Origin of the sequence: Paenibacillus riograndensis SBR5, from assembly GCF_000981585.1 — a bacterium.
GTDB lineage: Bacteria > Bacillota > Bacilli > Paenibacillales > Paenibacillaceae > Paenibacillus_AQ > Paenibacillus_AQ riograndensis.
In genome coordinates, this window is record NZ_LN831776.1 from 506,055 (window position 1) to 528,378 (window position 22,324).

At 51.8% G+C, this 22,324-nt stretch carries 24 protein-coding genes; all 24 read left to right on the top strand.

Annotated features, from left to right (window positions below):
* Nucleotides 1-24 precede the first annotated feature (24 nt).
* The gene (locus PRIO_RS02260) at nt 25-351 is read left to right on the top strand and encodes a PadR family transcriptional regulator (protein WP_020430861.1); all 327 of its coding nucleotides are present in this window, start codon (nt 25-27) and stop codon (nt 349-351) included.
* Between the two features lie 6 nt (nt 352-357).
* The gene (locus PRIO_RS02265; protein WP_020430860.1) at nt 358-1,146 is read left to right on the top strand and encodes a permease prefix domain 1-containing protein; all 789 of its coding nucleotides are present in this window, start codon (nt 358-360) and stop codon (nt 1,144-1,146) included.
* A 15-nt stretch (nt 1,147-1,161) separates the two neighbouring features.
* Nucleotides 1,162-1,368 carry a hypothetical protein gene (locus PRIO_RS36360; protein WP_020430859.1) on the top strand — a complete coding sequence of 69 codons (207 nt, stop codon included), beginning with the start codon at nt 1,162-1,164 and terminating at the stop codon, nt 1,366-1,368.
* Nucleotides 1,369-1,586: 218 nt separating this feature from the next.
* Nucleotides 1,587-3,071: a glutamate synthase subunit beta gene (locus tag PRIO_RS02270; RefSeq protein ID WP_020430858.1), complete on the top strand. Its 1,485-nt coding sequence runs from the start codon at nt 1,587-1,589 to the stop codon at nt 3,069-3,071.
* Nucleotides 3,072-3,189: 118 nt separating this feature from the next.
* Nucleotides 3,190-3,732, top strand: coding sequence for a phosphodiesterase (gene yfcE / locus PRIO_RS02275; protein ID WP_020430857.1), 543 nt, complete (start codon nt 3,190-3,192; stop codon nt 3,730-3,732).
* 153 nt (nt 3,733-3,885) lie between these two features.
* The gene (locus PRIO_RS02280) at nt 3,886-4,923 is read left to right on the top strand and encodes an agmatine deiminase family protein (RefSeq protein ID WP_020430856.1); all 1,038 of its coding nucleotides are present in this window, start codon (nt 3,886-3,888) and stop codon (nt 4,921-4,923) included.
* 18 nt (nt 4,924-4,941) lie between these two features.
* The gene (gene aguB / locus PRIO_RS02285; RefSeq protein WP_046501024.1) at nt 4,942-5,817 is read left to right on the top strand and encodes an N-carbamoylputrescine amidase; all 876 of its coding nucleotides are present in this window, start codon (nt 4,942-4,944) and stop codon (nt 5,815-5,817) included.
* 562 nt (nt 5,818-6,379) lie between these two features.
* A complete protein-coding gene (locus PRIO_RS02290; RefSeq protein WP_020430853.1) occupies nt 6,380-7,195 on the top strand; it encodes a transporter substrate-binding domain-containing protein in 816 nt (271 codons plus the stop codon).
* 99 nt (nt 7,196-7,294) lie between these two features.
* Entirely contained in the window at nt 7,295-7,942 is a 648-nt protein-coding gene (locus tag PRIO_RS02295; protein ID WP_020430852.1) for an amino acid ABC transporter permease, read from the top strand.
* A gap of 15 nt (nt 7,943-7,957) precedes the next feature.
* On the top strand, nt 7,958-8,680 hold the full coding sequence (locus tag PRIO_RS02300) for an amino acid ABC transporter ATP-binding protein (RefSeq protein ID WP_039790254.1): 723 nt from the start codon (nt 7,958-7,960) through the stop codon (nt 8,678-8,680).
* 157 nt (nt 8,681-8,837) lie between these two features.
* Nucleotides 8,838-9,284 carry a tellurite resistance TerB family protein gene (locus tag PRIO_RS02305; protein ID WP_020430850.1) on the top strand — a complete coding sequence of 149 codons (447 nt, stop codon included), beginning with the start codon at nt 8,838-8,840 and terminating at the stop codon, nt 9,282-9,284.
* Between the two features lie 122 nt (nt 9,285-9,406).
* The gene (locus tag PRIO_RS02310) at nt 9,407-10,003 is read left to right on the top strand and encodes a TerD family protein (RefSeq protein ID WP_020430849.1); all 597 of its coding nucleotides are present in this window, start codon (nt 9,407-9,409) and stop codon (nt 10,001-10,003) included.
* Between the two features lie 29 nt (nt 10,004-10,032).
* Nucleotides 10,033-10,608, top strand: coding sequence for a TerD family protein (locus tag PRIO_RS02315; protein WP_020430848.1), 576 nt, complete (start codon nt 10,033-10,035; stop codon nt 10,606-10,608).
* Between the two features lie 51 nt (nt 10,609-10,659).
* Entirely contained in the window at nt 10,660-11,241 is a 582-nt protein-coding gene (locus PRIO_RS02320; protein WP_020430847.1) for a TerD family protein, read from the top strand.
* 82 nt (nt 11,242-11,323) lie between these two features.
* A complete protein-coding gene (locus tag PRIO_RS02325; RefSeq protein WP_020430846.1) occupies nt 11,324-12,628 on the top strand; it encodes a TerD family protein in 1,305 nt (434 codons plus the stop codon).
* Nucleotides 12,629-12,653: 25 nt separating this feature from the next.
* Nucleotides 12,654-13,397 (top strand): TerC family protein, encoded by a 744-nt coding sequence (locus tag PRIO_RS02330; RefSeq protein WP_020430845.1) that lies wholly within the window; start codon nt 12,654-12,656, stop codon nt 13,395-13,397.
* Between the two features lie 235 nt (nt 13,398-13,632).
* The gene (locus tag PRIO_RS02335) at nt 13,633-14,841 is read left to right on the top strand and encodes an HpcH/HpaI aldolase/citrate lyase family protein (RefSeq protein WP_020430844.1); all 1,209 of its coding nucleotides are present in this window, start codon (nt 13,633-13,635) and stop codon (nt 14,839-14,841) included.
* Nucleotides 14,842-14,917: 76 nt separating this feature from the next.
* Nucleotides 14,918-16,213, top strand: a complete 1,296-nt coding sequence (locus PRIO_RS02340; RefSeq protein WP_039790248.1) for a phosphoribosyltransferase family protein — start codon at nt 14,918-14,920, stop codon at nt 16,211-16,213.
* Complete coding sequence (locus tag PRIO_RS02345; RefSeq protein WP_020430842.1) at nt 16,210-17,364, top strand: cysteine protease StiP family protein; 1,155 nt, start codon at nt 16,210-16,212, stop codon at nt 17,362-17,364. The genes PRIO_RS02340 and PRIO_RS02345 overlap by 4 nt, the downstream gene beginning before the upstream one ends.
* Nucleotides 17,361-18,194, top strand: a complete 834-nt coding sequence (locus PRIO_RS02350; RefSeq protein WP_020430841.1) for an HAD family hydrolase — start codon at nt 17,361-17,363, stop codon at nt 18,192-18,194. The genes PRIO_RS02345 and PRIO_RS02350 overlap by 4 nt, the downstream gene beginning before the upstream one ends.
* A complete protein-coding gene (locus tag PRIO_RS02355; RefSeq protein WP_020430840.1) occupies nt 18,191-19,264 on the top strand; it encodes an ATP-grasp domain-containing protein in 1,074 nt (357 codons plus the stop codon). The genes PRIO_RS02350 and PRIO_RS02355 overlap by 4 nt, the downstream gene beginning before the upstream one ends.
* 24 nt (nt 19,265-19,288) lie before the next feature.
* Complete coding sequence (locus tag PRIO_RS02360; RefSeq protein ID WP_046506323.1) at nt 19,289-19,990, top strand: hypothetical protein; 702 nt, start codon at nt 19,289-19,291, stop codon at nt 19,988-19,990.
* Nucleotides 19,991-20,004: 14 nt separating this feature from the next.
* On the top strand, nt 20,005-21,105 hold the full coding sequence (locus PRIO_RS02365) for a toxic anion resistance protein (protein WP_020430838.1): 1,101 nt from the start codon (nt 20,005-20,007) through the stop codon (nt 21,103-21,105).
* 333 nt (nt 21,106-21,438) lie between these two features.
* The gene (locus tag PRIO_RS02370; RefSeq protein WP_020430836.1) at nt 21,439-22,245 is read left to right on the top strand and encodes a formate/nitrite transporter family protein; all 807 of its coding nucleotides are present in this window, start codon (nt 21,439-21,441) and stop codon (nt 22,243-22,245) included.
* Nucleotides 22,246-22,324: the final 79 nt, after the last annotated feature.

Here is a 22,324-nt window from a genome sequence, read left to right on the forward strand (position 1 = left end):
CAGATGAAGTAGGGAGGAAGGTCATTGATCAGCAGCGATGTGATCCGCGGATACAACGATACATTTATTTTATACATGCTATTGGACGGAGAATCCTATGGTTACGAGATCGCCAAGAATATCAGGAAGCTGTCGGATGAGAAATATATTATGAAGGAAACCACCCTTTATTCAGCGTTTACCCGGCTGGAGAAGAACGGGTATATATGCTCTTTTTATAAGAATGAGACACAGGGGAAGCGGCGTACCTACTACCGGATCACTCCGGAGGGGCTAGCCTATTACCATGAGAAATGTGCGGAGTGGCTGATTACCCAGGAAGTTGTAAATAAATTCATTAAGGAGCTGTGATCAGGAATGGACACTATCAACAGTTATTTGAACAATATGTTTGCCGCGCTCCCCAGGACCGTGCAGATGGAGGGGATTAAGCAGGACCTGCTGGCGAGCATGGAAGAGAAGTATCATGAGCTCAAGGAAGAAGGCAAAACCGAAAATGAAGCCATTGGCATCGTGATTTCCGAGTTCGGCAACATCGGTGAACTGATGGAAGAGCTTGATATTGCGGTTGAAGATGAGGAAAACAATCTTCCTGTGCTTGCACCCGAGGATACCTGGGGCTACATGGTTGCCAAGAAGAAAGCGGGATTCATGATAGGGATTGGTGGGATGCTGTGCCTCATAGGGCCTGCGCTGCTGATTCTGCTCGTTGTCCTGGCTGAGAACGATTTTCTACAAGGAATCCTTTCGGAAGACGCTGCAGGAATCCTGGGTGTGGTTGCTTTGCTTATACTGGTGGCTCTTGCGGTTGGACTATTCATATTCAGCGGCATGATGCTGGAGAAATATAAGTATTTGAACAAAGGCTTTAACCTGCCGCACCATTTGCGGTCCGAGATTCAGCAGCGGAGCAGTGCATATGCCTCTACGTATAATTTGTCCCTGGTGATGGGCGTATGCCTGTGTGTATTAAGTCCCGTTCCGGTTATTGCGGAGTCTCTCATCAATAACGATTCTTCCGGTTATGGCGCGGTCCTTTTACTCGCAATGATTGCCGTGGCTGTTTTTCTGTTCATATACTATGGAAACATCAAGGAGAGCTTCAGCTTTCTGCTTAAAGAGGGGGAATACACCCGGAAAAAGTAAGAGGAGAACCGGGCCATGATGGGCAGCGCTGAAGCCATTATCCGGCCGCTGCCCGTTGTCATTTTCCTGATCAGCAGGTTTGTTTTTGGGAGTTGGGATGTCAATTGGATCGTGTTCCCGGTAACCGTGATTCTGCTGAGTGTGATACAACTTTATACATCATGCAGCCAAGGAAAAATAGCGTATTATAATCGCTTTACCCATCCCCGGAATTTTATTTAAAAAATGTGACATTACTCATTTAGGCTGTAGAGGATAGATGATAATATGAAGGCATTTCAGGCGGCAACCCGCCTTCTCACAGCTTTTTGCTTTGCTGCTTTACAGTGACAAATGATCTATCGGTGACAGAGAGTACTGTCTTTTTGGAGCCGGATGGGGCAAGAATGCCGCCCTTAAATATACGGCGGCCAATCAGAGAGACTCGGAGGATGACAGGTATGGGTAAAGCAACAGGATTTCTCGAATATCAGCGGCAGACTCCTGCGGAGTGCGAGCCTTTGGAACGGATTAAGAACTGGAATGAATTTGCACAGCCGATGGATGAGGAGAAGCTGAGGGAGCAGGGAGCGCGCTGCATGGATTGCGGTACGCCGTTCTGCCATGTAGGACGTCTGCTCTCGGGGATGGCTTCCGGCTGTCCGCTGCATAATCTTATTCCGGAATGGAATGATATGGTTTACCGCGGCAACTGGGAGGTAGCCCTGAAACGGCTGCACAAGACGAATAACTTTCCGGAGTTTACCGGACGTGTCTGTCCTGCGCCTTGTGAAGGCGCATGTACCGTGGGAATGAACGGCAAGCCGGTCACCATCAAATCGATTGAAAAAGCCATAGTGGACAGAGGTTTTGAGGAAGGCTGGATCGTTCCCCAGCCGCCGCTCACCCGTACGGGCAAAAAGGTCGCCATCGTCGGCTCCGGCCCGGCAGGCCTTGCTTGCGCCGCGCAGTTGAACAAGGCCGGACACAGTGTAACCGTATATGAACGTGCGGACCGCATCGGCGGCCTGTTGACATACGGAATCCCGAACATGAAGCTCGACAAAAAGACTGTACAGCGCCGCGTGGATCTGCTGGCGGCAGAAGGCATTACCTTTGTTACCCGTACCGAAATCGGCAGAGATATTCCCGCATCGCAGCTGAAGGAGGAGCATGATGCAGTGGTGCTCTGCGGCGGCTCCACGCAGGCGCGTGATCTGGCGCTGGAAGGTCGCGGGCTGCGGGGCATTCATCAGGCGATGGAGTTCCTGACGCTGAATACGAAGAGCCTGCTCGACTCGGGTCTTGCTGACGGCGAATACATCTCGGCGGCCGGCAAAGATGTGGTCGTCATTGGCGGCGGGGATACAGGCACGGACTGTGTGGCGACTTCCATCCGCCACGGCTGCCGCAGTGTGATCCAGCTGGAGATTATGCCGCAGTCTCCGCTTACCCGCCAGGCGGGCAACCCTTGGCCAGAATGGCCGAAAGTGCTGAAGGTTGACTACGGCCAGCAGGAAGCGGCTTCGCTGTATCACGAAGATCCGCGCCGGTATCTGGTGAACACGAAACGTTTTGTGGGAGACGATGGCGGACATGTGCAGGAGCTGCATACTGTGCGCATTGAATGGAGCCGGAATGAGCAGGGCCGGATGGTGCCGGTTGAGGTTCCGGGCAGTGAAGAAGTCATCAAAGCGCAGCTTGTACTGCTCGCTCTGGGATTCACCGGACCGGAAGAGACAGTGCTAGGCCAGCTTGGAGTGGAGCGTGACGAGCGCTCCAACGCCAAGGCAGAGTTCGGAGCGCAGGCGACAAATGTGGAAGGCGTGTTTGCCGCAGGGGATATCCGGCGCGGCCAGAGCCTTGTGGTATGGGCGATTAACGAAGGGCGGCAGGCTGCACGGGAAGTGGACCGGTTCCTCACGGGTTCTTCGAATCTGCCTTAAGTCATGCTGGATAAGAACCTGTGATTCAGGACGCCCTGCGGGGCGTCCGCTTTGCGTTTCCGGTCCTTTGCAGGTTAAGATAAATAGATACATAGTTCATATAAAAGGAGAATGGATCATGAAACTGATGTTCATTTCGGATATCCACGGATCGCTGTATTGGCTGGAGCAGGCTTTGGCAAAGGCGGAGGAGGAGCAGCCGCATACGCTTGTTGTGCTGGGCGACTTCCTGTACCACGGGCCAAGGAATCCGCTGCCGGATGGTTATGATCCCCAGGGAGTCGCCGCCAGGCTGAATGCCTACGACAAATCGCTGGTGGCCGTGCGCGGCAACTGTGACGCCGAGGTCGATCAGATGCTGCTGCAGTTCCCGATGATGGGCGACTATGTGCTGATCCTTCATGAAGGCCGGAAGATCTATGCCACCCACGGGCATGGCTTCAGCATCGATAATCTGCCCCCGCTTGCGCCGGGCGATGTTTTCATCCAAGGGCACACCCATCTCCCGGTGGCTGATGTCAAAGAAGGTATCACGGTGCTGAATCCCGGCTCGATCTCGCTGCCAAAAGAGAACAATCCCAACTCTTACGCGATCCTGGAGAATGGAGAATTCATCATCAAGGATTTTGCCGGAAAGATAGTGAAGCAGATTCGGCTGTAAAATATAGCCTGGCCCTAATCCCCCTTGATTTTCCCAGGGGGATTTTGCTTGTCCGGCAATTGAGCGCACCTCCATATTATTGTATGATGGGTAAGGAGCTTTCAGGGGACGGCTTTCCCGCTCCAAATATGAATAGCAGAGGTAATTATAAGAATGTATCCCAAAGATTTAAACTATACAATGCCGCCGGAATGGGGCGAACATGAACGCACATTTATTTCCTGGCCAGTCCAGGCTTCCATGATATTTCCGGATAATTATGCAGCGGTGAGCGCCGGCTATGCCGAGATTATCCGGGCCATTGCCGAGTTCGAGCCGGTAACCGTGATAGTTAATCCCGAAGAGCTCGAGCAGATAGAGAAGCTGGCTCTGGGAGACAACGTTACATTGCTGCCGATCCGGCATAATGATGCCTGGCTGCGTGACAACGGCCCGACTTTTGTAAAGGGTGCGGATGGCGCTCTTGCAGGCGTGAACTGGAAATTCAATGCCTGGGGCGGCAAATATTCGCCTTGGGATCTTGATGATGAGGTGGCTCCGCAGATTCTGGAGCAGGTCCAGGTTACCCGTTACGATGCTCCGCTGGTTATGGAAGGCGGCTCCATCCATACAGACGGTGAGGGAACGCTCATTACGACCGAGGAATGTCTGCTGAACAAAAACCGCAACCCGGAGCTGGACCGGGAAGAAATCGAAGAATACGTGCGGAAGTATACAGGCACAGAGACCATCATCTGGTTGAAGCGCGGCCTAAGCGGGGATGAAACGGACGGTCATGTTGACAATATTGCCTGCTTCGCTGCACCTGGGAAGGTAGTCATCCAGGTCTGCGATGATCCGCAGGACGAGAATTATGAGATTACGCGGGAGAATCTGCGTATTCTGGAGAATGCCGTGGATGCCAAAGGCCGGAAGCTGGAGATCGTCACCATCCAGCAGCCGCCTCGTACCGACTATGACGGCAGCCGTCTGACGCTCAGCTATTTGAACTTTTATTTTGTAAACGGCGGGATTATCCTGCCGGTGTTCGGAGGCTCCGCTGCTGAGACGGATGCGCTTGCCGAAGAGAAGCTTGCTGCACTGTTCCCGGACCGCAGAATCCGTACAGTGAACGGAATGGCCGTGATTGGTGAAGGCGGCAATGTACACTGCACCACCCAGCAGATGCCTGCCGGGAGATCATCTTATTAATGCAAGGAGGACAGAACTGTGAGAAACGTAAAAGTAGCCGCGACGCAAATGAGCTGTTCAGGCGACATTGATGAGAATATCCGCAAGGCGGAAACACTGGTTAGAGAAGCTGCAGCCCAAGGTGCGCAGATTATTCTGCTGCAGGAGCTGTTTGAAACCCCATATTTCTGCCAAAAGGAGAAATCCGATTACTATGCTTATGCCACCGAGCTTGAGCACAACAAAGCGGTGAACCACTTCCAAGCTATCGCTAAGGAGCTGCAAGTGGTGCTGCCGATCAGCTTTTATGAAAAGAAAAACTATGCCCGTTACAACTCCTTGGCCGTGATTGATGCGGATGGCACAGTGCTGGGCAAGTACCGTAAAAGCCATATCCCGGATGGCCCTGGCTATGAGGAGAAGTTCTACTTCAATCCCGGGGATACCGGATTTAAGGTGTGGAACACCCGGTATGCCAAAATCGGCGTAGGCGTCTGCTGGGATCAATGGTATCCGGAGGCAGCGCGGGTAATGAGCCTGATGGGTGCGGAAATTTTGTTCTACCCTACGGCCATTGGCTCCGAGCCGCAGGACGGCTCGATTGATTCTAAAGACCACTGGCAGACTTGCATGCTGGGGCATGCTGCGGCGAATCTGATTCCTGTTGTAGCCTCGAACCGGATCGGAGAAGAAACGGATGAGGACTCCAGTATTAACTTTTACGGCTCTTCATTTATCGCTGGCCCGCAGGGCAACAAGATCGTTGAAGCCGGGCGGGATGAGCAGGCTGTACTGGTCAGCGAATTCGATCTTGACGCGCTGGAGGTTGGCCGGATTGAGTGGGGAATCTTCCGCGACCGGCGGCCGGAGCTGTACCGGATGATCGCATCATATGACGGAGATTTAACGTTTTAAGCATAAGCAAGCGGCAAGACCATTAGAACCCATTTGGGAACCGCAGCATAAGCAAAGGCACCGACCGGGAAGATAACTATCTTCCGGCGGTGTCTTTTTTGTCATTTGGGAAATGGGGCCATGCAAGAACATGCGGATATCTTGAAAACTTCAGATGATATAGGCGGTGCAGGAGAACTACAAGTGGATTCTCTGCATGACTGCACTTTGTGCAACAGAATACTTCTGATTCTGCGTTGAATCTCATTCTGCTGCAGAGAATGCAATAGACATTCATGCCGATCATTCGCGGCACTTCAGCCGATGAAATTTCGGAGAAGAGCCCTCAATTTGGCTTCGCCAAATTCGAGGGGGGTTCAAACAAATAAGTGACTCTTTCTCCGCTTGGGGTTGCCGAACGATTCATACAGGGTTCTTCAGGAAGGGGTAAAACAGCAAATGTTACAATCCAGCAATAATATGTTATATAATATAACATAAATACGAAAAGTTAATTGTCATCACCACTTTAATCTGATAAAATCTCCTTAAGTTATCTTACAAATCAGTAGGGGGATTGGAAATGGGGATGAAAAAGAAATGGGCGATGTCAGCTTTTGTGGCATTATTGGTGCTTGCAATAGCAGGCTGCGGCTCCGGCAATAAGTCGGGTAGCGGCAGCGCTGGCGGGGAGACGATCAAGTTCGCCAGTGACGCGAGCTATGCGCCGATGGAGTATATGGATACCGATAAGATTAAGGGCTTCGACATTGATTTCATAAAGGCGGTTATGGAAGAAGCGGGTATCGATTACACGGTTACGAACACAGGCTGGGACACCATGCTGTCCAGCGTGAAGCAGGGCACGGAATACCAGGCCGGGTTATCTTCGGTGTCCATTACAGATGAACGTAAGGAGACTTATGATTATTCCATTCCTTATTTTGAATCCACTAACATGATCATGGTTAAGGAAGGCAGCGATATCAAGAATGCGCTTGACCTGAAGGACAAGAAGGTTGCCGTGCAGGCGGCGACTACGGCGGATGATTTGATGAGCGGAATTATGGGGGTGGACAACGGCAACCTGAAGCGTTTTGACAGCAACGCGGTGGCCCTGATGGAGCTGAACAGCGGTGGAGCGGATGCGGTGGTTGCGGATATCGCCATCGTGAATGAATACATCAAGAACAACCCGAATGAGAAGCTGACGGGGATCATCGACAAAGAGAACTTTGGTTCGGAATATTACGGCATCCTGTATCCGAAGGGCAGTGAATGGAAGGCCAAGCTGGACCCGGCGATCAAAAAAATTATCGAGAACGGCAAATATGCCGAAATCTACAAAACCTGGTTCGGTGAAGAGCCGGATACCCAGACCCTTTTGAACGCGGAGTAAGCGCAGGAATAACTGAGCATGCGTAATGATTGCTATTGCGCATGCTTCTTTTTATGAAATAGAGAGACAGAAACAAGCAGAAGAGAAGGGAAGAGTTCTATGGATATCAGGTTTGACATCATAGCTCATTATCTGCCGGTATTGCTCAGGGGTACGGCCTTTACAATCGGTGTATCTATCGTCTCGATTATCTTGGGCTCCATCCTGGGGCTGGGTATCGGCTTTGGCAAAATGGCTCCAAAAGCGTACTTCCGCTGGCCGTTTCATTGTTACATCAACTTTTTTCGCGGGACTCCCTTGTATGTGCAGATTTTGATTGTCCACTTCGGGGTGATCCCCGCCTTTTACGGCAGCACTAATGTTCTGATGACCTCGTTTGTCGCGCTCTCTCTGAACTCAGCGGCCTATTCAGCCGAGATCTTCCGGGCGGGTATCCAGTCGATTGACCCGGGGCAGCGGGAGGCAGCGGTGTCACTGGGGATGACCAGAGCTCAGGCGATGCGGTTTATCATTCTGCCGCAGGCGGTTAAACGGATGGTGCCTGCGTTCGGCAATGAATTTATCGTTCTGGTAAAAGACTCCTCGCTGCTCGCGCTGATTGCCGCCCCGGAGATTATGTACTGGAGCAACACGATGAAAGGCCAGTACTTGCGGATATGGGAACCGTATTTGACCGCTGCACTCATTTATTTCATTCTTACATATTCGCTTAGCAAGCTGCTTAATTATATTGAACGGAAGGTGTAACCGCACATGGAGCCTATGATCTCAGTTCGGCATCTGCATAAATCATTTGGAGCGCATAAGGTACTGACCGATATTAACGTCGATATTCACGCCAGGGAGGTTGTGGTGGTGATCGGACCTTCGGGTTCGGGCAAATCAACCTTTCTGCGCTGCCTGAATCTTCTGGAGCAGCCGCAAGAGGGCGACATCATGATTGAAGGCACATCCCTGATGGCCAAAAGCACCAGGATTAACGATATCCGCACAGAGCTTGGCATGGTTTTTCAGCAGTTCAATCTGTTCCCCCACAAAAAAGTGATCGAGAACATCATGCTCGCCCCGGTCCGGGTCCGCAAGTGGCCGGCGGAGCAAGCGCGCCGGAAGGCGCTGGAGCTGCTGGATAAGGTCGGTTTAAGCGAAAAAGCCGAAGCGTATCCGGCCTCGCTCTCCGGCGGTCAAGCCCAGCGGGTGGCCATTGCCCGTGCGCTGGCGATGGAGCCAAAGATCATGCTGTTTGATGAGCCTACCTCTGCGCTTGATCCGGAAATGGTCGGTGAGGTGCTTGCGGTAATGAAGGAACTGGCCCGTGAAGGGATGACTATGGTAGTAGTTACCCATGAGATGGGATTTGCCCGCGAAGTGGGGGACCGGGTGCTGTTTATGGAGCAGGGGGCAGTTGTCGAGGAGGGACATCCCGAGCAATTGTTCAGCCATCCGTCGCATGAGCGTACACGGGCTTTTTTATCCAAGGTGTTGTGAAATCCTGGCAAAGTAGAATCTTGGCGATTAATCGGTTATATTAGAGGGGGAAGGGTTACGAGTTGGAACATTAAGTAAATATTTGTCGAAACGGCTGAGAGGAGGCTCGGGGATATCTTTTGTTTATCATAACTTACAATGATAGAAGGAGAATACGATGAGCACATTTAAAAATTGGTTGAACACCACAAAAAACGGACTGACTGAACAGGTGAAAAAGTTCAAAAATAAAGACTTCATGAACGCTGTTGTCGCGGGCTGCGCCCTGGTTGCCGCAGCCGACGGCAAAATTGAGGAAAGCGAAAAAAACAAAATGGCCGGGTACATGAATCTCAGCAACGAATTGAAGGTTTTTGACATGAGAGATGTCATTGCCCAATTCAATTTCTACGTCAGCAATTTCGAATTTTCTCCGGAGATCGGCAAACAGGAAGCGTTGAAATCCATTGCCAAGTTTAGCAACAAACCGGAAATCGGACGTGTTATTGTAGGCGTATGTTCTGCTATCGGTGCGGCTGACGGCGATTTTGACGAGCAGGAAAAAGCAGTGGTACGGAATATTTGCAGCGTGCTGGGACTCAGTCCAGGCGAATTCAGCCTGTAACACCAGATTGAAATTTACCGGGAAACGGATGAAACGTAATTGCTTCTGTGTCGTATCACTGGTATAACACCCACAAGTTAGATTTTTAGCTGCGATTCTTTTCGAAACGGAGGTACGTAAATTTGGCTGGTATTAATTTGGTAAAAGGTCAAAAGATTGATTTAACAAAAGGAAATGCCGGGCTGTCCAATGTCATTGTAGGGCTTGGCTGGGACCCCGCTGAGCCGGCACGCGGATTCTTCGGTGTCAAGAAGCAGGCAAACATCGACTGCGATGCATCGGCGCTGCTCTTGAGCGAAAATGGCAAGCTGACCAACAAGCTGAACCTGGTCTGCTTCCACAACAAGCAGAATGCGAACAGCTCCGTTGTCCATTCCGGGGATAACCTGACAGGCGAGGGAGACGGGGACGACGAGCAGATTAAGGTGAATCTGAAGGCGATTCCTGCCGATGTGCACAAGGTTTTGGTCGTAGTCAATATCTATGATGCCGTGAACCGCAAGCAGGACTTCGGGATGATTAAATCGGCGTACATCCGGATTGTGAACGCGTCAGGCAACAGTGAACTGGTCAAGTTCAACCTGACGGACAATTACACAGGTTTTACTGCATTGATCTGCGGTGAGCTCTACCGACATGGCGAAGAATGGAAGTTTGCCGCCATCGGTGAGGGAGCACACGCAGCACATATCAACCAATTGGCTGAACGCTACATCTAATTCCAATATAAGAAAAGAGGTTTCTATTCATGGCGATTAATTTATCCAAAGGGCAAAAAATCGATCTGACCAAAACAAATCCGGGTCTGTCCAAAATCACAGTCGGTCTCGGCTGGGATACCAATAAATACGACGGCGGTAAAGATTTCGACTTGGACGTTTCCGTCTTTTTGACCAATGCCAGCGGTAAAGTCGATAAAGAGAGCAACTTCATTTTCTTCAACAACAAGCAGAACGAGAACGGTTCCGTTATACACACCGGTGACAACCGCACAGGTGAAGGTGAAGGGGACGATGAGCAAATTCAAGTGGATCTGCTGAACATTCCGGCAGATGTTGAGAAAGTAGCATTTACCATTACGATCTATGAAGCTGAGGCCAGAAGCCAGAACTTTGGACAAGTCTCCCGCTCTTATGTGCGTATTGTAAATGATGCGAACAGCGAAGAATTGATCCGGTTTGACCTGGGTGAAGACTTCTCCATTGAAACCGGCGTAGTGGTAGGCGAGCTGTACCGCAACGGTGCAGAATGGAAATTCAATGCCATCGGCAGCGGCTACAAGGACGGTCTTGCCGGCTTGACCCGCGATTACGGGCTGCAATAAAGCCTGCGGCTTCCGATAAATGAAATTATTCACGAAAGAAGGTTGTTACCAGTGACGATCAGTCTTTCCAAAGGACAGCGGATTGATCTTACCAAGACCAATCCGGGTCTGACGAAGGTAGTAGTGGGACTCGGCTGGGATACGAACAAATATAGCGGCGGCAAGGATTTTGACTTGGATGCCTCGGCATTTCTGCTCCATGAGGATGGCAAAGCCAAAGGTGAGGATGATTTCGTCTTTTATAATAATCCTTCCGGCGGCTCCGGATCTGTAACCCATACGGGGGATAACCGTACAGGGGAAGGCGATGGGGATGACGAGCAGATCCTTGTGGACTTCAGCAAGGTTCCCGCAAATATTCAGCGTATCGGCATTACAGTAACCATTTATGATTATGAGGCAAGGGTCCAGAACTTTGGACAAGTCTCCAATGCATTTGTGCGTGTCGTGGATGCTTCCAGTGACCGTGAGATTCTGCGGTTTGACCTGGGCGAGGATTTCTCAACAGAAACGGCCGTTGTATTCTGTGAATTCTACCGCCACGGTGCGGATTGGAAGTTCCAGGCGGTGGGAAGCGGGTTTGCCGGCGGCCTTAGTGCCTTGTGCAGGAACTACGGACTTGACGCGCAATAGTAGCTTCAAAGGCGGGATCTTAGCGATCCTGCCCTTTTTATAAATATTAGAAGATTTATGCTTCTCAAAAGGTGGCGTAAAAATGAGCACTCAAGTGGTTAAAGGGCAGAAAGCAGACCTGACCAAAGGCAATCCGGGACTCCAACGCATGATTGCAGAGATCGCCTGGCATGCCCCTTCTTCGATGGAAATTGACGCCTCTGCGTTCCTGCTCGGTTCTGAGGGCAAGGTGCGCGGGGATAATGACCTGATCTTTTATAATAATCCGTCTACATCCTATATCCGGTATAAGGACGTGCCGGGCCAGGCTTCAGGGGGCCTCAGGCAGTTCGAAATCGAACTGGACAAGATTCCCCCGGACATCATGAGAATCGCACTTACGCTTACACTTTATGACGGCGACAACCGCAAGCAAAGCTTCGGGCAAATGAGTGAAGCTCATTGCCGGATTCTGAATCAGGCGACAGGCTCGGAAATCCTGCGATGTAATCTTGGAAGTCAATTCTCCGTAGAAACGGCTGTCGTAGTAGGAGAATTATATAGATACAGCGGTGAATGGAAGTTCAGCGCCATTGTGGCGGGTTTTGACGGCGGGCTGCAGGCGCTCTGCAGCAACTATGGAATCGAGGTATCAGAGGAGCCGCCCCCGGCTTCACCTAAGACGGAAATGGCAGAACGGAAGGGGGCGCAAACAGAGGCACCGGTGATACCGGTGATCCAGCCGCCGGCTGGATCGGCTGCGCCTCCTTCCGGGCGGCAGGAGAGTTCTTCCTCTGCGCCGCTGAATCTTAACCTGAAGAAGATTGAGCTGAAGAAAAAAGGCGATTCGATTAACTTGAAGAAATCCGCCGCCGGTCTGGGTGAAGTGTTGGTCAACCTTAACTGGAATCAGAAGCAGGGCGGCGGGCTGTTCAGCCGCAAGGGCGGCGTGGATCTGGACCTTGCCTGTCTCTATGAACTCAAAAATGGCCAAAAGGGCGTTGTGCAGGCGCTTGGCAATGCCTTTGGCCATTTTCAGCAGCCGCCCTTTGTGATGCTGGATGGAGATGACCGGACAGGCTCCGTAACCTCTGGAGAAAACTTGCGTATAAACGGGAGTAAGGTTGCGGAAATCCAAAGAATTTTAATTTTTGCTTTTATCTACAAAGGTGTTACCCATTGGTCCGAGGCAGATGGTGTAGTTACCATAACTCAAGGCGGCGGGCCGGATATTATTGTCCATTTGGACGAGCATAACAACCGGAAGGGCATGTGCGCCATAGCCATGGTTCAGAATGTCGGGAATGAAACGTTCAGTATTGAAAGGCTCGTGCAATATTTCAGCGGGCATCGCGAAATGGACCAGGCATATGGATGGGGCCTGCACTGGGTAGCAGGCAGTAAATAAACTATTTTACCGGAGGCAAGATGGAATGGACTGGTTCAGCGATTTTTTTAGGAGTATAAGTGACAACTACGGGCACTTCTTCTCGTGGAGCGATATTGTAGGCACCCTCTCTGACCCTGTAAGCTGGGGAATCATTGGGAGTCTGGTGCTGCTGGAAGGCCTGCTCTCCGCAGACAATGCACTCGTACTGGCGGTTATGGTTAAGCATTTACCCAAAGAGCAGCAAAAGAAGGCGTTGTTCTACGGGATTCTGGGTGCGTATTTATTCAGATTCCTGGCTATTGGCCTCGGGACCTATCTGATTGGATTCTGGGAGGTTAAGGTTGCAGGCGCGCTGTACCTCTTCTATATTGCCTACAAAGGATTATTTAAAGGCGGTGGCGAGGAAGGCGAGACGAAGAACAGAGGCGCCTCTTTCTGGAAGACTGTACTCTTGGTTGAATTAATGGATATTGCGTTCAGTATCGATAGTGTCATTGCTGCATTTGGTCTTAGCAATGAAGTCTGGGTACTTTTCCTGGGCGGTATACTCGGTGTATTGATGATGCGCGGTGTGGCTCAGCTGTTCCTGAAGCTCATTGCCAGATTCCCTGAACTGGAGCAGACGGCGTTTCTGCTGATCGCTATAATTGCCGGCAAGATGCTGGCTGGAGCCTTTGGCTATGAAATGCCGCATGTGGTGTTCTTCACGATTCTGATTGCGGTCTTTGTAGGAACAATTTTGTACAGCTCCGGCAAGAAAAAAAGAGAGGCTAACCGTAAGGTTTAACTGAAGCGGCAGTCCCGGTTCCAGTATAGTTTTATAGGCAAGGGAGACGTCCACAGGGAAGGTGGATCTCCTCTGCCTGGTAATCGTATAGATAATAGCATGGCCTTTGCTTGTATTTGAGAAAGCCGGATGCCGTCCCCGAGAGGACGGCGCAGCCGGTTCTACTGCTCTCTATAAGGAGAGGTTATTCGTTTTTTTGCAGCGCTTCTTCGTGAACCGATAAGGGGGAAAGGCCTTGAGATACTTCGATTACCTGACCAAAGAACAAGAAATGTCCTTATTCTACTCTCCGCCTGTCTCATTTAACCCTGCCACGGATAAGGAGCTCCTGGCGTATGCCGTTGGAGCAGCCCTATATATGCCGGCTACCCGTCCCAGTGTCGCTGAAGATATTTTGAAGCTTAAGTCTTCGGGATTGGTAACCGTGATCATGGATCTGGAGGATGCCATTGGCGACGGTGAAGTTGATTTTGCCGAGGAATCTATTGTGAGACATCTTGCGTTCCTCTCGGCCTATGCTGACAATGAGCCGGATTTAAGGAATAGTCTCCCGCTGCTGTTTGTCCGTGTGCGTAATCCGGAGCAGCTGCAGCAGCTGATTTTCCGTCTGGGCACCTTAATTACCATGCTGACCGGCTTTGTATTTCCCAAATTCACCTTGGAGAACGGAGTGGAATACTTCGAGTCGATAGCGGATTATAACAGCTCCCGCAGCTATTCGGCTCCTGTGCTGTACGGCATGCCGATCCTGGAGAGTGCACCGGTCATCTACCGGGAAAGCCGGCTCGACACGCTGCTGGGTATCCGCGATTTGTTGAATGAATATCGTGAGTATGTACTGAATGTCCGCATCGGGGCAACGGATTTCTCCAGTCTGTTCGGGCTGCGGCGCAGTCCGGATATCAGCATTTATGATCTGACACCGATCCGTGACTGCATCTCCGATATTATCAATGTGTTCGGCCGGGTGGATGAGGGTTATGTCATCTCGGGACCGGTATGGGAATATTTCGCTAACAAGGGACACCGGGTATTGCGCCCGCAGCTCCGGCAGACTCCTTTTGAGGACACCTATGGCAAGCAGGGCCGCGAAATCCGCAATCACTATATTACCAGCGCAATGGACGGGCTTTTTCGTGAAGTGCTTTTGGATAAGGAGAACGGGATTGTCGGCAAGACGATCATTCACCCCTCCCACCTGAGACCTGTGCAGGCTATGTATACGGTGATGCATGAGGAATATGTGGACGCCTTAAGTATTGTCGGGAGCAATGACGGCAGCCGTGGTGTGTTCAAAAGCGAGTATTACAACAAGATGAATGAAATTAAGCCCCATTTGAACTGGGCGAAACGTGTCTTACTACGATCTCAAATATACGGGGTGTTACATGAACAACAGCATTTTGTCGGATTATTGCCCGAGAACGAATATACACACGTTTAATATTGTTGAGAACCTGCAGGTTACGGTTACTGAAACCTCCAACCCTTTTCATATTCCGGTCCATGCCTTGTTCGCGATGGCGGCACGGATTAACAAGAAACGCTCCTTTCTTTTTGTCAGCAAAGTGCTCGGAAAGCACATCCCTGTCCATCCGTATACTCCGCTGCTCAGCGGTGCCGCGCTGGCACTGCTGCTCTATCAAGAGATGGGCGGAGAGGCAGCGGACGGCGGACAGATGGACAAGCTGCTAAATCAAGCCGTTCACGGACTGATTCATCCGGAGTATGCAGAGGCGGCTTACCGTGATCTGCTGGGTGCCCGGCTGGTGCTCCCGGAGCGTGTTCTGTTCATCGGCTTTGCCGAGACGGCAACGGCCCTGGGCCACAGCATGTACCACATGTTTGCCAAGGATGCATCCTATATTCATACTACCCGTGAAGACATACCGGAGCTTGTATCGGCGGTCAGCTTTGAAGAAGAGCATTCCCATGCGGTTGATCATTTATGCTATGCCCTGAATGCTGAGCTGCTGTCCGGGGAAGAGCCTGTTGTATTGGTAGATGATGAAATTACTACCGGCAATACAGCGATCAATACCATTCGTGACATCCAGTCCAAGTTCCCGCGCAAGGAATATGTGGTTGCCTCCCTTCTCGATTGGCGCAGCAGCGCCAACATTCAGGCCTACCGTGATCTGGAGCAGGAGCTGGGTATCCGCATCAGGGCTTTGAGTCTGCTGCAGGGGACGATTGAAGTAAAAGGTACGCCTCAGCTGAGCCTGGTGGAGACTGGAGGAAAGCCTTCCGTTGCCATTGAAGCCCCGGTGATCCTCACCTATGTGCAGGATGGTCTTGAACGGCTGAATGTGACCTCCGTTGATTCCTCTGGCGAGATTAACCCGTCGCCCTATCTGAAGCATAGCGGACGGTTCGGATTAGGGTCAGAGGATAACAAGCGGTTGGATCAAGGAATTGCGCAGGCGGCCGCACAGCTTCGCGGACTGCGTGAAGGGCGAACTGCACTCGTGCTTGGTGTCGGCGAGTTCATGTATCTGCCGATGAGAATTGCGGCGGAGATGGGCGAAGGGGTCAGGTACCAGTCCTCTACCCGCAGCCCGATCCACCCCAATCGGCGTTCCGATTACGGTGTCCACTGCGCGGCAGCCTATCCGTCAGCAGTGGACCCGGGGATTACCAATTATATCTACAATGTCGAACCCGGCCAGTATGATGAGATTTTTGTGCTTCTTGAGCGTGACGTGCCCCGCCGGAGGATTGATCCAATGACGGATATTTTGAAACGGCTGGCGGGGAGCAAGGTGCATCTCGTCGTCCTGGCCTCTGATTCGGAAGAGGGAGGGTTGACCGGATGAAGGGAACAGATCCGGATAACATCATGAATAAAAAAATTGCCCCGCCTGTGGCGCTAGGCAGCTATCCCCCGTCTGATGTCACTTTTTTGCTTAAGGATCTCAGTGATGTGCATTTGGAGCGCGGGACCACAGAGCGGGAAGCAGCCATCCAGTCCGGTGTGCATTATTCTGAAATGCTTCCTGTTGAATATCAGCCGACCGCTCAATATATTGAGTTGTTCCATGAGACGCTTCAGCAATCGGCAGAGAAGGTAGCACTGGCGGTCGCTGCGGTCTCAGAAATGATTGTAGCTCAGAGGGGAACCGAAGGTACGGTCCTGGTATCTCTGGCGAGAGCCGGCACTCCCATTGGTGTGCTGGTCAAACGTTATATCTCTGCGCGTTACGGGGTGGAGCTGCCTCATTACAGCATATCGATTATCCGGGGCAAAGGCATCGATGAGAACGCTATCCTCTATATGCTGCAGCAGCATGGAATGGATGCGAAGCTGCAATTCATCGACGGCTGGACCGGCAAAGGGGCTATCCGCCAGGTCTTGATAGAAGCCTGCCGCAGCATGTATAAGAAATATGGTATTGTGCTTAGCGATGATCTGGCAGTGCTTGCCGATCCGGGCCACTGCTCGGGTACCTTCGGCACCCGGGAAGATTATCTGATTCCGAGCGCGTGTCTGAACTCCACGGTGTCCGGCCTGATGAGCCGCACCGTTCTGCGGGACGACCTCATCGGGCCTGATGAATTCCATGGGGCAAAATTCTACAGGGAGTGGCTGGAAACAGATCTATCCAATGTGTTTATCGATGCCATTACACCGTATTATCCTTCAGTTAGTGAAGAGGCTGTGGCTATCGCAGCGGGAATGCTGGCATCTCCCCCTGAGATTACCTGGCAGGGCCTGCGTGATATTCAGAAGATTCAGGAAACGTTCGGCATAGCAGACATTAATCTGGTGAAGCCCGGGGTCGGCGAGACCACCCGCGTGCTGCTCCGCAGAGTACCCTGGAAAATTCTTGTCGATACTATGGATAATCCGAATCTGCGCCATATTCTGCTGCTGGCGGAGGACCGTGGCGTTCCGGTGGAGGTTTTCCCTGGCCTTACGTATTCCTGCTGCGGGATTATCAAGCCGCTGAAGGGAGAGGGCGAATGATCTACGCCAGCGATCTGGACCGCACCCTGATCTACTCCCCGAGTGCAATTGGTGTTCCCGGGGATTCTCCGGGTCTTGTCCCGGCAGAGGTTGTAGACGGGAGGACGGTCTCCTATATTTCACAGCATGCGCTGGACCTTCTTAAGGAGCTTGCGGCAAAAATCGTGTTTATGCCGGTTACTACACGTACCATGGCTCAGTACAGAAGAATTAATCTGTTCCAGGAGACGGTTATTCCTCATTATGCGATAACCAGCAACGGCGGAAATATTCTGGTGAACGGTGTTGTGGACCAGGAATGGCGCGCTGCTGTAGGCAGACTGGTGGAACGGGGCTCTGCTCCGGCTGAGGAAGCCGGAAGGCTGGTACGGTCGGTGGTCCGGACCGGATGGATCATCAGTGAGCGGTATTGCGACGAGCTGTTCTACACGTTTGTTGTTCACCGTGATTTGCTGCCTATGGATGAAATTACACGGCTGGCGGAGCATCTGAACGGATGGGGGTGGAAGCTTTCGCTTCAGGGCCGCAAGCTGTACGTGGTTCCGGAGGCAGTCAACAAAAGCGATGCCATCCTCCATGTGCGGCGCACAGCCGATTCCGGGCCGATGGTTGCGTCAGGCGACTCTCTGCTGGACAAGAGTCTGCTGGCAAGCGCCGATTACGCAATCGCTCCTTGCCATGGAGAAATATTTGCCGAACAGCAGGCAGGTCTAGTAAAATTAGCGTATCCCTTTACGAAGCAGGCCGGTGTATTTGCCGGGGATGAGATTATGGAATATGTGCAGAGGGTGTATAATAATTTGGCAGCACTAGGAGTTGGGCCACAATGAAAAAGGTAAACATCTATTTTAACCGCTGGTTTTCCGTGGCTTTTCATTATATGAACCTCATCCGCAATAACGAGGATGGTATCCCTGTTCAAATCTTTGCCACCCATCCGGATATCCGGCATATGTCGCTGCAGGGCGCTGATGTTGCCGGAACGGAGCCTGCGCTTGAAGGAATTGAATATGTGCAATTCTGTGTAGACTTCTGCCGCAGCAATGAGATCGATATTTTTATCCCTCATCTGCACATGCTGGATATTGCCTTACATGCCTCTATGTTTGACGCCATAGGCACGAAAGTGCTGGTCTGCCGTGATCTGGACCTGCTGGAGAAGATTATGGACAAGGGCAAATTCTATGAGAGTGTCCAAGAAACCGGAATCATGACGATCCCGGATTACCATGTGGTCAGCACAGCGGAGCAATTCCAGGCGGCTTACGAGGATCTTGCAGCACGGGGACATCAGGTCTGCTTCAAGCCGACCGAAACCGAAGGCGGGCTGGGCTTCCGTATTATTAATAATGACCGCAATCCATTGCAGGATCTTTTTGGCCATGTTACGCCGTACATATCTTTTGAGGAAGCCCGCCGCATACTCTCCAGCGTGGATTCTTTTCCGAATCTGATGGTGATGGAGCTTCTCGAAGGCTTTGAGTACAGCATTGATTGCCTGGCCGATGAGAACGGCAGACTGCTGGCGGCGGTGCCGCGCCGCAAGGCGGGCGGGCGCCTGCGGCTGATGGAGCATATCCCGGAGCTGGAGGATATCGCTTCCCGGGTGGCCGGGGTTTACCGCATTCCCTTCAATTACAATATCCAAATGAAATACACCGGCGGGGTTCCGAAGCTGCTGGAGATTAATCCCCGGATGTCCGGGGGGCTGCATATCTCCTGCCTGTCCGGAATTAATTTTCCTTATCTGGCGGTCAAAAGCGCGCTGGGCGGCGAGGTGCAGCCAGCGGAATTCACCGGCAATGTGCTGGCCAGCCATGTTGAGCAGCCGCTGATTATGAGAATAGACGGCGAGTCCGTGGTCACGGATGCCGTGAACCTGAGCGGCAGCAGTTCATAGGCCCGCTCACAAGAGGTGAGAACAATTCAATTGAAATGGAAAGTATTGTTGTACACTGGAGCTGGTTATGTAGTTGCTTTGGTGACGAGCGCTTTTGTACCCGAGCTAATCTCTCTGCTGCTGCCGGTGGCCGGTGCTGGTGCAGCGGTGATCGGCGGGGGGCGGAACCGCATCAATCTGCCGGCAGAGGTGCTTCCTGCCGGCCAGGAGCAGGAAGCGCCCGCCCTGTCTTCCGCAGCGGGGAACCCGGAACGGGGTGGTTCCGCAAGCGGGGCCGCTGCTGCCGGAGGACAGGCTCCTGCCGGGCAGGGAAGCGCCGGGGTCAGCGCGGAGTTCGCTCCGGTAGTGGAGTATTTGAGCATCTTGGAGGATATGATCATCTCCGAAGGGCAGAAGGATACGCTCGACAATGAGATTGTCGAGAAGTCGCTGGCGCTGTTCGCCAGGCTCCAGCGCGTAATTCCGCTGCTACAGGAGCTGGGCAACGGCGAGATTAACCATACAGTCCGCAGGCTGGTGCTTAAGGATCTTAATGGTGTGATCAATCCGTTTCTGCGCCTGGGCGGAGAAGCCAAAACAAGAAACCGGAGAATGCTGCTGAACGGCCTGCGGGATGTTGATTCCAAGATATCGGAAATCGCCTCAACGATCGAGCATAAAGACCTGATGGAACTTCAGACCAAGGCGGAGCTGATTCATCAGCGGTACAGCAGTTCCGAATTATAGGAGGAGGGAAACCCATGTCCACGCAGTTGATTGAGCTCAAAAAAGAAGATGAGCAGAAGGTTGTCGAAGAAGCCTCGCAGCTGATTGAGAAGGTCGCCAAAACGGATACCGTTGCCCTGGATTCCTTGATGGATGATATCGGCAAGCTGGGAGTAAAGACGCAGGAGAAGGCAGGGCAAACCCTGAAGCTGCTGGACCGCCCGGTGAATGATCTGATGTCCGGCAAACGGGTGGAAGTGCCGAACATGATTATGAAGCTGCGCAATGAGTGCGAGACGCTTCAGCAGAGCAAGAACGTCAGCTTTTTTGGCAAAATGCTGCGCAAGAGCCCGCTCAAGAATTATGTATACAAGTATCAGTCGGTCCGCACCAACATCGATGCCATCGTAACGGGGCTGCGTGACGGCCGGGATACACTGGAAGAAAGCATCGTCAATATGCGGCAGCTCAAACGCACCTCCATGGAGGAGATTTACAACCTGCAGACCAAAATCGCCTTCGGCAACAAGCTGAAGGAGCTGTTCGAGGTTGAAATCGCCAAGCCGGAGAATGAGTTCCGCAAGGCGTACCTGGAGCGCGGCCTGCGCAAGGTAATGGTCCGTATCCAGTCCATGACGGAAATGATTCTCCTCTACAACCAGGCGATTGCCGCTACGGATATCATCAATGACAACAACGACAAGCTGATCGATTCTGTAAACAACGCGATTGATAAGACTTCGAACCTAATTACCGTCTCGGCGATGATCGCCATGTCCCTGGCGGATCAGGAGAATGTCATCTCTGCGGTGGAAGCAACAAATAAGACCATCGAGGATCAATTCAAGGAAAATGCGCGTCTGCTGCGTACCACTACGGAAAAAACGACGGAGCTGCTCTCCAAGCCTTCTATGTCGCTTGAGGCGGTTAATCAGGCCATTGGCGATCTCTTGAGCGCCCTGGATACTTCCGAACAGTCCAACCGCCGGATTATTGAGAGCTGCCAGGATTATACGTCCAAAATGACAGCCATCAACACGCAGCTGAACAACCGCCTCGGACTCAATGAAGCCTCGCAGCCGCAGGCCTTGAAGCAGGCCGGCAACGACAGCGAGCTTAGCAGCTTCCTGAATTAAGAAACCGGCCTTCCCACTCATAATCCCCTGATCCTCCACATAAGTTGTCACTGAGGCGGCATATGGAGGAAGTGAGGATAAGCGGATGATTCTGGGATGTTTGGTATTGGTGCTTATCGTCGTAGCCAGCAGTGAAAAGGCAGAAGCGATTGTCAAGCTGAACGATCCGGGCAATGACAGCTGAATCGGCAAGGGCGGGGTTCTCCGGTGGAATCTCCACAATTTTTAGGCAGTCCGTGGTTCAAGCAATTTCCAGCGGTTTATTGGGTATAATAACCCGGAGGCTGCACATAGCCTCACACCGCTGAAAATATAAGCTAAATCGGAGGTCACATGGAGAACGAGGCACTGCTGCAGGTTGAGAAATTAGCTCTAAAGAAACAGAAGATCTATCAGCAAAGTATTTTCCGTTACATCGCCCGGGCAATGCTGGCCAGTATGTTTATTGGATTCGGCGTCATTGTAGCGTTTAAGACCGGCAATTTCTTCTACATGGAGCATTCGCCGATGACGTATCCGATGGCTGCCATTACGTTCGGCGCAGCCATCATTTTGATCTCGTACGGTGGAGGCGATTTGTTCACCGGAGATACCTTTTATTACACATATGCCGCCTTAAGACGCAAGCTGCAGTGGACCGAGGTGGTGCGGATGTGGGTCATCAGCTACATCGGCAATATTCTCGGGGCCACAGCTTTTGCGCTGCTGATTTTTTTAACAGGATTGTTCTATGACTCCAGTGTGAACGGATTCCTGTTGAACGTGGTGGCCCACAAGATGGAAGCCCCGGCAATGCAGCTGTTCTTCCGCGCGATTCTGTGTAATTGGCTGGTATGTCTGGCCTTTTTTGTCCCGATGTCGATGAAAAGCGATGGAGCCAAAATGTTCGCCATGGTTCTGTTCGTCTTCTGCTTTTTTATTTCCGGTTATGAGCACAGTATCGCCAATATGTGTACGTTTGCGATTGCCCTCGTGCTGGATCATCCCGGTACGATATCCTGGGGCGGTGTGGTGCACAATCTGGTGCCAGTCACGCTCGGGAATCTGATCGGTGGAGGCGTGCTGATGGGCGTGATGTATTATTATGTGAACAAGCCGTTTCTGGATGAGCCGCATGATGAACCCAAGGATACGCAGTGAACTACACACCACCTAAGAGGTGGGTGCTTCTTGGTCAATAGAGCTACTGCTCCAAGTCTACCCAAGCTTATAGGCTAGT

Bases quoted from the DNA above. Each gene is read 5' to 3' on its own strand.
- PRIO_RS02295 (WP_020430852.1), top strand. From the start codon at position 7,295: ATGGATATCAGGTTTGACATCATAGCTCATTATCTGCCGGTATTGCTC.
- PRIO_RS02290 (WP_020430853.1), top strand. From the start codon at position 6,380: ATGGGGATGAAAAAGAAATGGGCGATGTCAGCTTTTGTGGCATTATTG.
- PRIO_RS02340 (WP_039790248.1), top strand. From the start codon at position 14,918: ATGGCGGCACGGATTAACAAGAAACGCTCCTTTCTTTTTGTCAGCAAA.
- PRIO_RS02345 (WP_020430842.1), top strand. From the start codon at position 16,210: ATGAAGGGAACAGATCCGGATAACATCATGAATAAAAAAATTGCCCCG.
- PRIO_RS02365 (WP_020430838.1), top strand. From the start codon at position 20,005: ATGTCCACGCAGTTGATTGAGCTCAAAAAAGAAGATGAGCAGAAGGTT.
- PRIO_RS02280 (WP_020430856.1), top strand. From the start codon at position 3,886: ATGTATCCCAAAGATTTAAACTATACAATGCCGCCGGAATGGGGCGAA.
- PRIO_RS02265 (WP_020430860.1), top strand. From the start codon at position 358: ATGGACACTATCAACAGTTATTTGAACAATATGTTTGCCGCGCTCCCC.
- PRIO_RS02330 (WP_020430845.1), top strand. From the start codon at position 12,654: ATGGACTGGTTCAGCGATTTTTTTAGGAGTATAAGTGACAACTACGGG.
- PRIO_RS02370 (WP_020430836.1), top strand. From the start codon at position 21,439: ATGGAGAACGAGGCACTGCTGCAGGTTGAGAAATTAGCTCTAAAGAAA.
- PRIO_RS36360 (WP_020430859.1), top strand. From the start codon at position 1,162: ATGATGGGCAGCGCTGAAGCCATTATCCGGCCGCTGCCCGTTGTCATT.
- PRIO_RS02270 (WP_020430858.1), top strand. From the start codon at position 1,587: ATGGGTAAAGCAACAGGATTTCTCGAATATCAGCGGCAGACTCCTGCG.
- yfcE (WP_020430857.1), top strand. From the start codon at position 3,190: ATGAAACTGATGTTCATTTCGGATATCCACGGATCGCTGTATTGGCTG.
- PRIO_RS02350 (WP_020430841.1), top strand. From the start codon at position 17,361: ATGATCTACGCCAGCGATCTGGACCGCACCCTGATCTACTCCCCGAGT.
- PRIO_RS02300 (WP_039790254.1), top strand. From the start codon at position 7,958: ATGATCTCAGTTCGGCATCTGCATAAATCATTTGGAGCGCATAAGGTA.
- PRIO_RS02325 (WP_020430846.1), top strand. From the start codon at position 11,324: ATGAGCACTCAAGTGGTTAAAGGGCAGAAAGCAGACCTGACCAAAGGC.
- PRIO_RS02355 (WP_020430840.1), top strand. From the start codon at position 18,191: ATGAAAAAGGTAAACATCTATTTTAACCGCTGGTTTTCCGTGGCTTTT.
- PRIO_RS02305 (WP_020430850.1), top strand. From the start codon at position 8,838: ATGAGCACATTTAAAAATTGGTTGAACACCACAAAAAACGGACTGACT.
- PRIO_RS02315 (WP_020430848.1), top strand. From the start codon at position 10,033: ATGGCGATTAATTTATCCAAAGGGCAAAAAATCGATCTGACCAAAACA.